Annotated in this window: 14 protein-coding genes, 1 tRNA gene and 2 pseudogenes; 5 read left to right on the top strand and 12 right to left on the bottom strand. The window is 67.8% G+C overall.

The window, feature by feature from the left end; all coding sequences use genetic code 11:
* Positions 1-358 (top strand): annotated as a pseudogene (locus AZG88_RS19130) (glucose-6-phosphate dehydrogenase); the annotation flags it as partial.
* Positions 359-372: 14 nt separating this feature from the next.
* Here AZG88_RS19130 and AZG88_RS19135 read toward each other — a convergent pair.
* From AZG88_RS19135 to AZG88_RS19170, 8 genes are all read right to left on the bottom strand, one after another.
* Positions 373-1,386: a hypothetical protein gene (locus tag AZG88_RS19135; protein WP_005238694.1), complete on the bottom strand. Its 1,014-nt coding sequence runs from the start codon at positions 1,384-1,386 to the stop codon at positions 373-375.
* A complete protein-coding gene (locus tag AZG88_RS19140) occupies positions 1,386-1,886 on the bottom strand; it encodes an ImmA/IrrE family metallo-endopeptidase (protein ID WP_005238693.1) in 501 nt (166 codons plus the stop codon). The genes AZG88_RS19135 and AZG88_RS19140 overlap by 1 nt, the downstream gene beginning before the upstream one ends.
* A 2-nt stretch (positions 1,887-1,888) precedes the next feature.
* On the bottom strand, positions 1,889-2,788 hold the full coding sequence (locus tag AZG88_RS19145; RefSeq protein WP_005238692.1) for a hypothetical protein: 900 nt from the start codon (positions 2,786-2,788) through the stop codon (positions 1,889-1,891).
* A 558-nt stretch (positions 2,789-3,346) separates the two neighbouring features.
* Positions 3,347-3,422 (bottom strand) — tRNA-Ala (locus AZG88_RS19150).
* A gap of 97 nt (positions 3,423-3,519) precedes the next feature.
* Positions 3,520-4,260 carry a divisome protein SepX/GlpR gene (gene sepX, locus AZG88_RS19155; protein ID WP_005238690.1) on the bottom strand — a complete coding sequence of 247 codons (741 nt, stop codon included), beginning with the start codon at positions 4,258-4,260 and terminating at the stop codon, positions 3,520-3,522.
* 274 nt (positions 4,261-4,534) lie between these two features.
* The gene (locus AZG88_RS19160; protein WP_005238689.1) at positions 4,535-5,170 is read right to left on the bottom strand and encodes a GNAT family N-acetyltransferase; all 636 of its coding nucleotides are present in this window, start codon (positions 5,168-5,170) and stop codon (positions 4,535-4,537) included.
* Between the two features lie 25 nt (positions 5,171-5,195).
* Positions 5,196-6,455, bottom strand: coding sequence for a molybdotransferase-like divisome protein Glp (gene glp / locus AZG88_RS19165; RefSeq protein ID WP_005238688.1), 1,260 nt, complete (start codon positions 6,453-6,455; stop codon positions 5,196-5,198).
* Between the two features lie 21 nt (positions 6,456-6,476).
* The gene (locus AZG88_RS19170) at positions 6,477-7,397 is read right to left on the bottom strand and encodes a UTP--glucose-1-phosphate uridylyltransferase (protein ID WP_061042720.1); all 921 of its coding nucleotides are present in this window, start codon (positions 7,395-7,397) and stop codon (positions 6,477-6,479) included.
* A gap of 105 nt (positions 7,398-7,502) precedes the next feature.
* Here AZG88_RS19170 and AZG88_RS19175 point away from each other — a divergent pair, with 105 nt between their 5' ends.
* From AZG88_RS19175 to mscL, 4 genes are all read left to right on the top strand, one after another.
* Positions 7,503-8,081, top strand: a complete 579-nt coding sequence (locus AZG88_RS19175; RefSeq protein WP_061698577.1) for a 5-formyltetrahydrofolate cyclo-ligase — start codon at positions 7,503-7,505, stop codon at positions 8,079-8,081.
* A gap of 104 nt (positions 8,082-8,185) precedes the next feature.
* The gene (locus AZG88_RS19180; RefSeq protein WP_005238679.1) at positions 8,186-8,494 is read left to right on the top strand and encodes an FmdB family zinc ribbon protein; all 309 of its coding nucleotides are present in this window, start codon (positions 8,186-8,188) and stop codon (positions 8,492-8,494) included.
* Between the two features lie 97 nt (positions 8,495-8,591).
* On the top strand, positions 8,592-9,305 hold the full coding sequence (locus tag AZG88_RS19185) for an SAF domain-containing protein (protein ID WP_061698578.1): 714 nt from the start codon (positions 8,592-8,594) through the stop codon (positions 9,303-9,305).
* Positions 9,306-9,387: 82 nt separating this feature from the next.
* The gene (mscL, locus tag AZG88_RS19190) at positions 9,388-9,855 is read left to right on the top strand and encodes a large conductance mechanosensitive channel protein MscL (RefSeq protein WP_061698579.1); all 468 of its coding nucleotides are present in this window, start codon (positions 9,388-9,390) and stop codon (positions 9,853-9,855) included.
* Between the two features lie 94 nt (positions 9,856-9,949).
* On the opposite strand, the pseudogene AZG88_RS55305 reads toward mscL, so the two are convergent.
* From AZG88_RS55305 to AZG88_RS19210, 4 genes and pseudogenes are all read right to left on the bottom strand, one after another.
* Positions 9,950-10,579: pseudogene (locus AZG88_RS55305) on the bottom strand (MspA family porin); the annotation flags it as partial.
* A gap of 84 nt (positions 10,580-10,663) precedes the next feature.
* Positions 10,664-11,284, bottom strand: a complete 621-nt coding sequence (locus AZG88_RS19200) for an MspA family porin (protein WP_061698581.1) — start codon at positions 11,282-11,284, stop codon at positions 10,664-10,666.
* A 799-nt stretch (positions 11,285-12,083) separates the two neighbouring features.
* Complete coding sequence (locus tag AZG88_RS19205) at positions 12,084-12,644, bottom strand: MogA/MoaB family molybdenum cofactor biosynthesis protein (protein WP_005259905.1); 561 nt, start codon at positions 12,642-12,644, stop codon at positions 12,084-12,086.
* A complete protein-coding gene (locus AZG88_RS19210) occupies positions 12,644-14,128 on the bottom strand; it encodes a S1C family serine protease (RefSeq protein WP_082833374.1) in 1,485 nt (494 codons plus the stop codon). Before AZG88_RS19210 ends, AZG88_RS19205 begins: the two co-directional genes overlap by 1 nt.
* Between the last annotated feature and the right edge of the window lie 136 nt (positions 14,129-14,264).

A 14,264-nucleotide genomic window follows, 5' to 3' on the forward strand; every position in this document is an offset into this window, starting at 1 on the left:
GGACGGCGCCGTCCTGACGTTCGATCTGTCCGGGGACGGCGAGATCGACATCTCCATGGTCGTCAAGGAACCCGGACCCGACGACACGCTGTCGGTGGGCCACCTTGGCCTGCCGCTCGACACGGTGCCGCTCGCCCACGCCCTCGCACCGTATTCGCGGCTCATCCTCGACGTCCTGCACGGCGACAGGTCGCTGTTCACGCGCCCCGACGGCTTGGCGCACGTCTGGACCGTCGCCGACGCGCTGCTGCGTGACCCTCCCCCGGCCAAGCCGTACCCCGCGGGATCCATGGGACCGCCGGAGGCCGAAGATCTCGCCCAGCCCTGCGGGTGGCTCGTCACCGGTTCATCGGACTGACCGGCGGCTGAAGGCTATTCCGCCGCCGATTCGACGGTGTCCGCCTTCGCAGGAACCGGGGCCGACTTCCGGAAGTCGGCGTACGCATCCGCGAGATCGAGCACCCATCGGCGCGGCGACGTGCCCTGGGGCGGCGCTATCCACTCGGTGTCGAGGACGTCGGACGCGACCGGGTCGTCGATCCAGCGGGCGAGAATCCGGGCACGTTCGGCGGTCGATTCCGGAAGGTCCTGTTCGTCCGTGTCGAGCATGCCCGCGCCCGCCTGCAGGTACAGCGCATCCATGACATGCGCGACGGCGTCGGAGGCACGGAGAACGGTCGTGCTCCCCTTGCCGTCGCCCTCGACCACTTCGGGGAACCGTGCGACGAGCACCGAATGCAGAGTGTTCATGCGGCGCAGATCCTGCCGTGCGCGCAGCCAGGTTTCGACGAGCACCCAGACGGTGCCGACCGACACGACCACGGCCGAGACGGTGTACGCCGACGAGGAACCGACGGCCCACGTCTCGCCCGACACCTCACGCACCAGTCCGACGACAGCCGCCGCCAGGACGATTACCGATCCGACGACGATCAGTGAGATTCCGCGGCCGAGCGGCGTCCACGCGACGTGCCGAACCCCGGTTACGACCACCGCGGTCAGCGCGATCACGATGAACACCAGCGCCGGAACGGGATACCCACCGGCAAGCCCGATTCCGAGCACCACGGCCACGGTGTAGACGACCACGGCGACGGCACGCAGCGCAGGACGCGGGAGTATCGGCCACACCGAGATCGCGCCGACCGCGCTCGCGGCGGCGAACAGCGTCCACGCCAGTTCGAGGATGATCTCCGACAGTCCGACCCCCGGGGCCACGGTGTCGAGGCGTCCGGCGACGTCCGGAACGGCCAACGTGGACGCGAGGGCCGCGCTGGACACCGCCACCACCATCGCCACGCGAAGCGGCGTCGGCTGACGCGCGGCGACCCGGCCGATCCGGGCACCCGCGGCAGTCCACACCATGAGCGCAACCAGCCAGCCCATCAGCCGATCGCCTCGTCGTAGCGGAGCACGGACACGGGAGTTCCGCGCCCCCGCATCGTGTTCAACCGGATGAGCAGCATCGACGCGAACGTCTCGGCCTCCCACTCCGCCACCACGTCGGACGGCTGCTCGTCTTCCCGCCGTCGCGACCGCTGGCTGAGCATGTAGGCGATCAGATCGTCACCGGCTTCGAGCGTCGCGGCGACGATCTCGGCTCCTTCGTGTCGAAACACGATGTGACCCAGCTCATGCGCAAGCGTGCGGTCGAGGTCCGGCAGGCCCGGCGCCAGCACGATCACGTCCCGGTCCGGGTACGCGCGTCTCTGGCCGCACACACCGGGCGCCATCGGCTTCGTGAAATCGAGTTCGATGGGACGCTGCCGTTCGCGGGCCACCGCGTCCACCACGTGCCGGAGTGATACCGCTTCGGCCCGGGCCGCCGCGTCACACACCGCGTCCACGGCTGCCGCGACCCGACGATGAGATCTGTTCGCCCCCACGACTACATCCCTCCACTCGAAGCGGACGGGAAGAACTCCGCCCGCGCGGCCGCGATGCGCGCCTGTTGTGCGCGAGCACCCTTGAAGGTCAGCGCACCCGCCCCGCCGGCGCAGCACAGCAGCACGCCGACCCCACCGAGAACGGTGATCGCAGGCAACGGCTCACTGTGGACCACAGGAACCATTCCCGGCGGCGCGGCGGCCGGATCGTTCTGGGCCGGTGCCCCCGCAGCGGGCGACCCTCCGTCGCTGCTCGGGGTCCCGCCGGCAGGGCGATCCTGGGGTGCGGAATCCGCCGGACCGCCCGCCCCCGGGGCTGCCGCGGCGGCTCCGGAACCGGACCCGGAACCTCCGGCCGCCGCTCCCCCGGACGCCGGAGGTGCGGCAGGATTCTCGGAGCCCGGGGCGGCAGCATCGTCACCCGAGTCGTTTCCGGAACCGTCACCGGACGTGTCCGGGCGCGCGATGTCCGGTTCGGCCACGGGCGGCAACTTGATCGGACGGGGCGGAGCGACCACGACCCGTGACGTCGAAGGATTCGACGTCTCCGTGGGTTCGGCGGTCGCGGACGGTTCCGTGGTCTCGGACGGCTCGGCCGTCTCACTGGGCTTCTCGGTCTCGCTGGGCTTCGCGGTCTCGCTGGGTTCCCGTGTCTCGCTGGGCTCTCCGCCGCCACCGCAGCCGCGGCGACTCTCGCACGGCGGATGAGGATGCCGGGGCTTGCCGCCGCCAGACGACTCCGAGGAACCGTCGTCGCATCGACTACTGGCACAGTCGTGGTACTGGGGGTCGGCGGAGGCGTCGGACGGGAACACCGAGACGGTGACCCAGCCGAGCCCGGACAAGAAGGCCAGCGCCAGTCCGACCATGGTCAGCCTTCGAACAACACGACGCGCGCTCACTGTGCACCCCCCTCGTATTCACGACACCACGTCTACGGCGACGTCGCAGCTGTCATGGTAACGAGCGAACCGAGCGGAGGTGCTGGTGGTGCCGGTGTCGGGGAACCGGCACCACCAGCGGTGCCCGAGCCAGGTGGGACTCGAGCAGCTTCCGAGAACCCCTGCGGGTTCGGCGGTGTCGCCTGGAGGTGCTGATCGGTCAGCGGAAGGTCGGCATTTCCGACGCGGCCCTCGCGACTTCGGTTGGTCGGCCGGAGTTCACAGGACGTTCACCAGCAACATCGTCGCGGTGATGGTCGCGACCACCGTCGCCGGCTCCAAGAACTTCGAGATCTTGTCCATTGCCTGCATGTATTTCCACCCCGTGCGATCGACCCCTTGATGACCTACGGACAGTACACAGCATCCAGTTACCTTTTGGCAAATCGGAGAGTCGGGCATTCGCGCAGCGGCCTCGCTCGTGCACCCCGACGATGGCGCTCACCTGGGCCGGAATGCAGAAAAGGCGCCGGAATGCAGAAGAGGCACTCCCTCCGGATGGAGTGAGTGCCTCTTCTGTGGTGGAGCTGAGGGGAATCGAACCCCTGACCTCTTCGATGCGAACGAAGCGCGCTACCAACTGCGCCACAGCCCCGCGCGGATCCTGCGATCCGCTCGGCAAACTCTAGCAGGCCACCCGCGGCGGGAGCGAATCGCCTACACCGACGTGGCTTTCGGCCCGATTCGCCCGCTTACTCACCGGCAGCTCGGCGCATCGTGGCCTGCTGCACAGGGGCGTCGTCGAAGTGTTCGAGATGATCAAATTCGGGGTCCTCGTCGTCCACTTCGAGGACGACGGCACCCGGACGCCGCAACCGGGCCGGGATGAGGCGGAGTTCCTCGTCGCTGCGGGACTCGACACCCAACCGCGAACGGTTGAGACGCGCGGTCCGCCGACGACGGATCTCCTGCTCGATCTGGACCTGCCGGCGCAGATACGCCAAGTAGCCGAAGAGGCCGACCACACCGGCCGCGAATGCCCACCACATCAGCGGCGAGATGATCAGCCCCAGCGCCGCCGACATGATCGTCGCGAAAACCAGCCCGAGAACCGACCGCTGCCGGAACGCGTACCGGGCCTCCCGCGCGATCGCGTCGGCCTCGGGATCGAAGCCGCCACGCCCGCGGCGCGCCGGTACGTACTCACCGACCGGTGCCCGCTCACCGTCGAACTCGTCTTCCTCTGCGTGAGTGTCCACAAGGTCCTCCGCGTCGTAGCCGTAGTGGTCCGGTTCCGGTTGCCAGTACGGGTCGCTGCGGTGTCCAGCCGCGGGTCCACGCTGCACGGGACGTTCGTCACCGCGGTGCAGCACACGCGTCGCGAGTGCTGCGTCACTGGTTTGCCGAATCCGGGGGCGGTTGTTCACCAGCATCGGGACCAGGACGAAGAGCCACACGACGACGAGCCCGATCCAGAGAAACGAGTTCGGCATACGGCGACCTCCTCCCAATCGTCTACCAGCATGGATACCGCTGTTGACCCACCCAGGCTAACCGCATGAACACGCACATCTTCGCAGACGCGCCGATCTCACCATACTCAGGTGTCACATGCGTAACGCGAAAATGTGGTGCTCGACATGCCCCGAGACGGCAGAGGGAACGATCCGGCAAAGACTCGCCGAAAGCGGAGCCCCGGTCAGGAAGCTTTGATACCGTGAGATAACTGCCGCGTAGCTGGACATTTGTCCATGTCCGCTACGGCGGTCACGCCCAGGTGGCTTTGCCACTCCGCACGAGCGAATCCGCCACCGTGCCGGGCACGTCCTCGACGGTCATGCCGACCAGAATGTGGTCGCGCCACTGCCCGTCGACGTCCAGGTAGCGCTTGAGGAGACCCTCCTCGCGGAAACCGACGTTGCGGAGCACCGCCTGGCTCGCCAGGTTCTCCGGACGCACGGTGGCCTCCACCCGGTGCAACCCCACGGGTCCGAAGGCATGATCGAGCCCCAGCGCGAGTGCGCCCGTGGCCACCCCGAGCCCGTTGACGTCGCTGGCCACCCAGTAACCGATCCAGGCGGAGCGCAGTGCACCCCGCACGACGTTGCCGATCGTGATCTGGCCGCAGAAATTGCCGTCGAGTTCGATGGCCATCGGCAGCATGCGACCCTTCCGGGCCTCCGAACGCAAGCTGCTGCACAGTCCGGGCCATCCCGAAATATGGTGGCGCGCTTCCCAGGGTGCCTCCCCGGTCGGCTCCCACGGTTCGAGGTGCGCGCGGTCGCGGGTGCGCAGACGGCTCCACGCCGACGCGTCACGCAACCTGATGGCGCGCACGGTGACGACGCCACCCTTCACCCGCAGGGGCCCGAGATGCGGCGGCCAACCCGGATGCTGTGTCATCCCGTCTCACACTGTCGCGGAGTCATCAGCCCCGCTGCGCCAGAAAAGCCACGTCCACCTGGTCACCGGTCCGGACCTCGGTGATCTCGGGGTCGATGAGGACGAGGCAGTTGGCCTCGGCCAGCGTGGCGAGCAGGTGTGAGGACGCGCCCGGCGCGCCGCCGAGAGCTTGGACGAGGTACTCCCCCGTCGCCTCGTCGCGCATGAGCTGACCGCGGAGAAAACCCTTGCGGTGCTCGATCGACGTGATGGGTGCGACGGTGCGGGCGGTGACGACGCGGCGCATCGGCTGCCTGCGCCCCAGCGCGATGCGGATCAGCGGGCGCACCATCACCTCGAACACCACGAGGGCGCTCACCGGATTGGAAGGGAGCAGGAATGTCGGGACCTCGTCCCGGCCCAGCTGGCCGAAACCCTGGACCGATCCCGGATGCATCGCGACGCGGTCGACCTCGAGGTTGCCGAGATCGGCGAGTGCGTCCCGCACGTCCTCGGAGGCGCCGCCGCCGACCGCACCGGCGATGACGACGATCTCGGACCGGATCAGCTGCCCTTCCACCACCTCGCGCAGGCGACGGGCATCGGCGTTCGCGATACCGACCCGGTTGACGTCGGCGCCGGCGTCGCGGGCGGCGGCGGCCAGCGCGTAGGAGTTGACGTCGTAGACCTGGCCGGGACCGGGAGTCCGGTCGACGTCGACGAGTTCGCCACCGACCGAGATGACGGACAGCCGGGGCCGGGGATGCACGAGCACCTTGTCTCGGCCCACCGCCGCCAGCAACCCGACCTGTGCGGCTCCGATGATGGTGCCTGCCCGGACCGCGACGTCTCCGGGCTGCACGTCGTCGCCGGCCCGGCGCACGTAGTCGCCGGAGCGAACGGGTTTGTAGATCTTGACGCGGGCCCGGCCGCCATCCGTGCGGTCGAGCGGAAGGACGGCGTCGGCGAGCGTCGGGAGAGGAGCACCCGTGTCGACCTTGACGGCCTGACGCGGTTGCAGCCGGATCGGCTGTCGCGAACCGGCCGTGACCTCACCGACCACGGGAAGCGACAGTTCGACGGGCGCACCGTCGTCGTCCCGGATGTCGGTTCCAGCGGCCTGGACGTCGACGCTACGGACGGCATAGCCGTCGATCGCGGCCTGATCGAAACCGGGAAGCGGACGCTCGGTGACCACCTCTTCGGCGCACAGCAGCCCCTGGGCTTCGGAGATCGCCACACGGACCGGCCGCGGCGCCACCGCGGCCGCGGTCACGATCGTCTGTTGCTCCTCGACCGACCGCAAGTTCTTGCCTCCCGAGCTTCTCTAGGAATCCGTCCGCTTCAATCGGTCGATCAGCCATTCGCGCAACGATGGGCCGTACTCGTCCATGTCCAACGCAAAGTCAACCGCAGCACGGAGGTAGCCGCCGGGATTTCCGAGATCGTGTCTCGTGCCTCGGTGCACGACGACGTGAACGGGATGGCCTTCCTTGATGAGGAGGGCGATGGCGTCGGTGAGCTGGAGCTCGCCGCCGGCGCCGGGTTCGATTCGCCGCAGCGCGTCGAAGATCGCGCGGTCGAGGAGGTAGCGACCTGCGGCGGCGAACGTGGACGGTGCATCCTCGATGGCCGGTTTCTCGACCATGCCGATGACCTTGAGGACGTCCGGGTTGGTGGCGTCGGGAACCGTCTCGACCTCGAAGACGCCGTACGCGCTCACCTGGTCCTTGGGGACGTCGATGGCGCAGAGGACGGTGCCGCCACGCTTGCGGCGGACCCGCGACATCGTCTCGAGCACGCCGCGCGGCAGCACCAGGTCGTCCGGGAGGAGCACGGCGATGGCGTCCTCGTCGTCGTCGAGGACCGACTCCGCGCAGCCGACCGCGTGGCCCAGGCCGAGAGGCTCGTCCTGGACGACGGATTCCACCTCGAGCAGGCCGGGAGCCTTGCGCACCTTCTCGAGCAGGTGATACTTGCCGCTGGCCTCGAGCTTGCTCTCGAGCACGAGATCCTCGACGAAGTGGGCGACCACTCCGTCCTTACCCGGCGATGTCACGATCACGAGCCGGCCGGCACCCGAATCCGCGGCCTCGCCGGCCACGAGTTCGATACCCGGGGTATCCACGACCGGGAGCAGCTCTTTCGGCACGGTCTTGGTCGCGGGGAGGAATCGCGTACCCATTCCCGCTGCGGGCACTACAGCCGTGCGAAAGGCGCTGGCGGTGTGCGGTGCGGCGTCTGTCATGCCCACACCATAACTGTGCGGACCTACTCGGCAGTCACCAAGATCCTGTCAGTAACCTCCCGGAACCCGTCAGGAACGCCGGCCGGCCGGCTCTAAGGTTGGGGCATGCACGCACGAACGAAGGACGAGTGGCGGCAACTGGTGCTCTCCGGGCGACGCGCCCTGACCCCCGAACTCCGTACCGCGGAGGACCGGGCGCTTGTCGCGCTCGTCACGCAGGGAATCGCCGGTGGATCGACCGTGTGCGCCTACGTTCCGACTGCGCTCGAGCCCGGATCGCTGGACTTTCTCGACGCCCTCCGACGGGTCGCCGGACGCGTCCTCGTGCCTGTCACCCGCGATCCGGGCCCGCTCCACTGGTCCGAGTTCACGGGTGCGGACGATCTCGCCGACGCGAGTTACGGCCTCCGCGAGCCGACCGGGCCGGTGTGGGAACCCGACGAGATCCGTTCGGCCGGGACCATTTTCGTTCCCGCCCTGGCCGTCGACCGGCGGGGCGTGCGACTCGGCCGCGGTGCGGGCTTCTACGACCGGACTCTCGGCCTTGCCGCCTCCGACGCGCGGCTGATCACGGTGGTCCGCGACGAGGAACTGGTGTCCGAGCTGCCCGAGGATCCCCATGACGTACGTATGGGATGGGCGCTCACCCCCGGCTCGGGCCTCGTCCCGCTCGGCGACCGCTGAGGACGTTTCCCACCCCGGAATAGTTCTCTGATTAGCGTTGTTGGCACTGTCGACTGTAGAGTGCTAAAACCTGCGGTTTGACTACACAGTGCGGAGGAACCCCGGTGCCCACTTATTCATATGCGTGTACGGCATGCGACAACCGTTTCGACATCGTCCAGTCGTTCAGTGATGACTCCCTGACCGTCTGCCCCGCGTGCTCGGGCAAGCTTCGCAAACTGTTCAACTCCGTCGGCATCGTCTTCAAGGGCAGTGGTTTCTACCGCACCGACAGCCGCGGCACGTCCGGCGCAGCAAGCGAGCCGGCCAAGACCGATTCTGCTCCCGCCGCGAAGTCGGAAAGTTCGTCGACGGCCTCGTCCAGCTCGTCGAGCACCGCGACCGCCGCACCGGCCAAGGCTGCTGCCAGCTAGTTCTCGCGGCTCCGCGAGTTATCCACAACTTCTCGTCCATCCACAGGCGGGCCCTCTCGGCGTACCCACGGGCCCGCCGGTCTCCTAGCGTCGAACCATGTCGTTCGACCCTGTCCAGACCGGTCGCCGCCGGTCGAACCGAGCACACCGAAGCCTGAGCCCGTCGTGGGCCGACCGGCTGTCGGATCTGGCCCATCCCGGTTGGGCCCGCACCCTCGTCGCCAGACGCGTCCTGGCCGCCGCGCTGGTCTGCCTCGCACTGGCCCTCCTCGCCCGTGGAGACCCCGACTCCGCCCGGTCCGCAGTCGTGGTGACCGCCCGGGATCTCCAACCGGGCGTCGTTCTCACGGACGCCGACGTGGAACTGGTGGAACTCGAGGCCGGGACCCTGCCCGACGGGGCCGTCACCGCGCTGGCGGACGTCGACGGGCGCACCCTCGCCGGACCGACCCGCGCCGGAGAAGCCCTCACCGACGTCCGGGTACTGGGACCCCGTCTGGCCGCGGCCGCAGCGGGCATGGACGACGCCCGGATCGTCCCCGTCCGGCTCGCCGACCCCGCTGTCACGGAACTTCTGCGTGAGGGCGATCGCGTCGACGTGCTCACCGTCGACCCCAGCACACCAGCCGATCCGGACCGGCGCTCCGGCGCCACCGTGCTGGCGTCCCGCGCGGTCGTGGTGTTGGTGACACCGTCCGAGAACGGACGTGACCAGCGCGAACGCGTAGTGATGCTGGCCCTGCCTGCATCCGAGGCCACGACGGTGGCCGCGGCATCCCTCACGAGCGCGATCACCGTGACCTTTCAGTGATCCGTCACGGGGAGCCGCGCTGATCTAGGCTTTTCTCCGACTAGTGCTGGATGACTTGCCACCCACTCGAGGAGACGTCGACATGCTCAAGGGATTCAAGGACTTCCTGCTCCGGGGGAATGTCCTCGACCTCGCCGTCGCGGTCGTAGTCGGAGCCGCGTTCACCGCCATCGTCACAGCGTTCACCAACAACGTGATCAATCCGTTGATCGCCGTTGCGGGCGGCGCCAACGATCTGGGCTGGGGTTACCAGATCCTCTCCGACAACCCGGCCACCTTCATCAACATCGGCGCCGTCATCACGGCCGTGATCAACTTCGTGATCATCGCCGCGGTCGTGTACTTCATTCTCATCGTCCCGGCCAACGCCGCGAAGAAGCGGTTCATCACCGAGCCCGCAGACAAGAAGGCCAGCGAGGCCGACCTGCTGATCCAGATCCGCGACATCCTCGAATCGAGCCTCGAAACCAACGGCGCGACAGCGAGTTCCGACGGAGCGCACGCGATGACCGCGGACAAGGCCGCGAACCTCGAGCAGACCCGCGAATAGCCCTCAGACGACTCCGGGCCCGTGCAGCAGCTGCGTGCACGGGCCCGGAGTCATGGGTGGAACGAATTATCAGCCGAGGCTGAAGGGCTNNNGTGACCTTGGCGTAGGAGCGAGCCTGCGCGTAGCCGGCGCAACCGGAGACACCGAACGTCTCGTCCGAGTACGTGATGCCGCCGCTCTTGCCGGTGAACTTGAAGCTGCTCTTGTGAGCCTCGGCGCCGTACTCGTCGGTGTATTCGATGTCGAGGATCGGCACGTTAGTGGCCTGGCCCGGAGCGATGGAGATTCCACCGCCGACCTTGGTGCCGCTCTGGCTGACTGCGTTCTCGACGGTACCGGCCTGGATGTCGTCCCAGCCTGCGCTGGCCGAGGCACCACCGCTCGCGCTGCCGCCGAAGTCGAGCTGGCAGGCAACGATGTAGCCGGCGTCGATGGTGCCGCCCTTGGCCGTGCCACCGTCGATGGAGACGTCGATGGTGCCCGACGCCCACACGTTGCGGTGCAGCGGGGTCGAACCCATCGACGGGCTGATGTTCGCCGAGTTGCCGGTCTGGCGGACGGTCACCACGGTGCCGTCGAGCAGCGTCTGGGTGATGTTTCCGTCCTGCAACGGAACGAAGGTGTCGGCGTTGGCCGCACCGGTGGAGAGAAGGCCGATCGCGACGGTGGCCGCGGCGACCACGCCGGCAGCCTTGGCGCCGTGGCGCAGGGTCTTGCTGTTCATTTGTTCCCCTCTAGGGTTTCTTACAGTGGGCATGCCCGTGGCCGCCCACAGGACTCGAAAAGGTTGGTTGTTCGGTCGCGGCGATCAGCCGATGCTGAACGGCTGCCCGTAGAGGGTCGACTTGACGTAGTGGTTCCCCGGAATTTCGAGGACCGTGTACGCGCGAGCCTGCGCGTACCCACCGCAACCCTGAACCTCGATCTGCTGATCGCGGTACTGGATCGCCGAGACACCCGGCTTCAGATCCGTCTTCGACTTGATCTTGGCGAACTTGACCTCACCCGGAGCGATCGGCAGGCTCAGCGCACCGCTCGCGCTCGGCCCGTCGAGCGACATGCTGCCGCTGATACCGGCCTCGAGGCCGGTGATGTCGAGCTGGCAACCCACGATGTAACCGGTGGTCAGCGTCGCGCCTTCCTCCGGGATCTCGCCGCCGAGCTCAGCGAACGCGTCGCCCGACACCCACGCAACGCGGCCCGCGCCATTGGCGGCCAGCGACGGCGAAACCAGAGCGCTCTCCGCGTTGCGGGCGATCTTGGCCGTGACGCTTCCCGCGTTGACGACCTTTTCGCCACCCGGCAGCGGCACGAAGGTGTCGGCGTTGGCCGCACCCGTGGACATCAGGCCGAGGACTACAGCCGCAGCGGCACCAAGGCCGGCAATGCGGGCTCCACGGCGCAGGCCGGTCTTTCGGTTCTCGCTCATTCGTTCCCCTCATCAGGATTCTGCTGGTTCCCAGTCACGACCTTCGAGACTGAGGAGTGGTCCATGTCGGGCCCAGCGCAGTATCCAGAGCTGTGATGTCCGCAGAGTGAACTACGGATGATCACAGCTCGATAACCGCGCTGAAGACGAAATCACTGACGAAGCGTCAGAGTTCCGACTGGGCAACGGCACATCGACCCTGCCCTCCATCTCCAGTACTGACTCGCCGAGGACAGTAACCGGCAGGTGGTTGCCTAAGCAATTAATTCCATCGGAAACAGAATCGTGATGTATGCCACACCCGAAAACGTGTCCAATGTGTGGGATTTGCGCGAGAATTCCGACCACTCGCCACCCTCCTGACCAGCAGGTTCACTGGCTGTTCACGTTAAGTTCGGTAACGTTTACATTCGGTTCACAAGCTCGAAGGATGTCTGTTCTGACCGAAATGTGATGCCTGAAAGAACGCTGAAGGCGGCCCCGCGCCAGGGGAAATTCCGCCCGGGCGGAAGCACAAATACTCACAGTGATCGCAGAGCGGGACCGCAGATCACGATTCGCTTAAGGTGAGGCTTTCGAAGGTAACTACCCGTGATGTGGGGGGCGCTGACGGCGCAGCCATTCGTCGCCGGCAGCGGCGGTGGGCCCTTCCCCGGGTTCGCGTTCGTCCGCAGTGGTGTCGGGGAAGACGTCCCCGAAGATGCGTTCGAGCCGGGCCCTGTCGATCGGGGCCCGGCTCGGAACTGCCTGCTCGTCGGTCTCGCTGGGCGAGTCCGGCTCGTCGGAACGAGAAATCGTCTCAGCCTTCCAGACCGGACAATTCGGAAATCACGTGCGCCGCGAGCGGCGTCAGGGTAGCCATGCCGTCCCGGACCGCGGCGCGGGAGGAGGCGAGGTTTACCACGAGTGTGCTGCCGGACACTCCGGCGAGCCCGCGGGAGAGGCCCGCATCCAGCGAACCGGCGGCGAGACCCGAAGACCGGAGGGCCTCCGAGATTCCCGGAATCTCGCGGTCGAGGACCTCGGCCGTGACGTCGGGGGCGACGTCGCGGGGCGACACGCCGGTGCCGCCGACGGAGACGACGAGGTCGACGCCGCCGATGACGGCGGTGTTGAGCGCGTTGCGGATCTCCACCTCGTCGGCCGCCACCGCCACGATGGCGTCGACGATGAAGCCGGCCTCGTTCAGCAGTTCTGTCACCAGAGGCCCGATGGAGTCCTTGCCGTCACCGTGAGCGGTGCGGTCGTCGACGATTACCACCAGCGCGCGGCCGGCCAGCGAGGCTTCGATGTCCATGGTCCCTACCGTAGTGGCCCCGTTCAGAACGGACTCGACCTGCCCGAGAATCCCCGCGTTCATCAGCGGCCACCCTGTTCGGCGGTTCCGAGCGTGACGTCGACGGTCTTGGAATTGGATCCGTTCCCGTCGGTGTAGGTGATGGACACATTGTCTCCCGGTGCGTGTGAGCGGATGGCGGCGATGAGCGCGTCGCCACTGGTGATGACGCGGTCGTCGACCTTGGTGATCACCGACCCCTTCGGAATTCCCGCCTTCTCCGCCGGGCTGCCCGACGTGACCTCGACGACGGTGGCACCGTTGGCGGCGTCCTGCGACGGGACCTGGATCCCGATGACGGCCTGGGTGGCCTTGCCTGTCTTGACCAGCTCGTCCGCGATCCGCCGGGCCTGGTCGACCGGGATCGCGAAGCCGAGTCCGATGGAGCCGCTCTGCTCGCCCGCACCGGAGCCGCCGATGCTCGCGATGGCGGTGTTGATGCCGATCAGCTGGCCGTCCATGTTGACGAGGGCGCCGCCCGAGTTGCCCGGGTTGATCGCCGCGTCCGTCTGGAGGGCGTCGATGACGGTGTTCTGGTTGCCGGACTCACCGCTGGTGGACACCGGGCGATCGAGCGCCGAGATGATGCCCTCGGTGACGGTCCCTGCCAGGCCGAGGGGCGACCCGATCGCGACGACCTGCTGCCCGACCTGGACGTTGCCGGACGTTCCCAGCTCGATCGGAGTGAGGTCGGTCTTGCCGTCCACCTTGATGACCGCGAGATCGGACACCGGGTCGGCGCCGACCAGTTTGGCGTCCGCCGTGCTGCCGTCCGAGAAGGCGACGGTCAGCTTGCCGCCCTTGGCGGCCGCGCCTGCCACGTGATTGTTGGTGAGGATCATGCCGTCGGACGAAATGACGATGCCGGATCCTTCTCCACCGGAACCGCCGGCCGTCGCCACCTCGATCTGGACGACGCTCGGGACCACCTTGTTCGCGACCGCCTGCACCGAACCTGCCGGTGCGTTCGCGGCCGGGGTCGCGGTGTTGTTCTTGGGGGCGTCGAGGGAGTTGGTCACCGCGGCGCCGCTGCCGTTCCGTTCGGTTGCCAGGGAGCCTACGACGCCACCGATGCCGCCGCTCACGAGAGCGAGCGCCACAGCGCCCACCACGATGGCGGTGCGGGCGGGACGCTTGGTCGTGGTCGCCGTCGATCCCTCCGCGGCCTGTCCGGGGCCCTGAAGGCCCGGGAACGGGCCCTGAGGCGCCCCGTGCTGCCCGGCAGCGTGCTGGGCACCCGGATGTCCCGGAGCGCCGTGCTGAGGCTGCCCGAACTGCTGTGTGGGCTGGTGCGGCACACCGTACGGATTGCTCTGGGGGTACCCGGCGCCGTAGGCCTGCTGACCCATCGGACCGCCCGCGGGGTTCTGCGGAGTGGCCGGAAACTGTTCGGTCGGGTGGTGACCCGGCGCCGCCTGCGGGTGGGCAGGCTGATCGGGGCGCGCGCCCTGGTCGCCACCCGCATTGTCGCGGCTGTTGCCGTCGTGACTGTTTCGATCTTCGGTCATCGCATCACTTCCATCTCCCGCGACCGCCCGCAGGGGCAGTCGCACCGTCTCTGTGTACGAGAGTGCCCGGTGGGACTGAGAAGGTCCTGAGACCGGCCTTTGAGTTAGCCGTGACCCTGAGAGCGCATCTGAAAAC

The organism is Rhodococcus sp. LB1 (assembly GCF_001583455.1).
In the GTDB taxonomy this organism is placed as follows: Bacteria; Actinomycetota; Actinomycetes; order Mycobacteriales; family Mycobacteriaceae; genus Rhodococcus_F; species Rhodococcus_F opacus.

What these genes read in the sequence shown, in the direction of transcription:
- AZG88_RS19170 (WP_061042720.1), bottom strand. Translation starts at nt 7,397, where the DNA reads ATGACAGACGCCGCACCGCACACCGCCAGCGCCTTTCGCACGGCTGTA.
- mscL (WP_061698579.1), top strand. Translation starts at nt 9,388, where the DNA reads ATGCTCAAGGGATTCAAGGACTTCCTGCTCCGGGGGAATGTCCTCGAC.
- AZG88_RS19175 (WP_061698577.1), top strand. Translation starts at nt 7,503, where the DNA reads ATGCACGCACGAACGAAGGACGAGTGGCGGCAACTGGTGCTCTCCGGG.
- AZG88_RS19160 (WP_005238689.1), bottom strand. Translation starts at nt 5,170, where the DNA reads ATGACACAGCATCCGGGTTGGCCGCCGCATCTCGGGCCCCTGCGGGTG.
- AZG88_RS19205 (WP_005259905.1), bottom strand. Translation starts at nt 12,644, where the DNA reads ATGAACGCGGGGATTCTCGGGCAGGTCGAGTCCGTTCTGAACGGGGCC.
- AZG88_RS19135 (WP_005238694.1), bottom strand. Translation starts at nt 1,386, where the DNA reads ATGGGCTGGCTGGTTGCGCTCATGGTGTGGACTGCCGCGGGTGCCCGG.
- AZG88_RS19200 (WP_061698581.1), bottom strand. Translation starts at nt 11,284, where the DNA reads ATGAGCGAGAACCGAAAGACCGGCCTGCGCCGTGGAGCCCGCATTGCC.
- sepX (WP_005238690.1), bottom strand. Translation starts at nt 4,260, where the DNA reads ATGCCGAACTCGTTTCTCTGGATCGGGCTCGTCGTCGTGTGGCTCTTC.
- AZG88_RS19185 (WP_061698578.1), top strand. Translation starts at nt 8,592, where the DNA reads ATGTCGTTCGACCCTGTCCAGACCGGTCGCCGCCGGTCGAACCGAGCA.
- AZG88_RS19210 (WP_082833374.1), bottom strand. Translation starts at nt 14,128, where the DNA reads ATGACCGAAGATCGAAACAGTCACGACGGCAACAGCCGCGACAATGCG.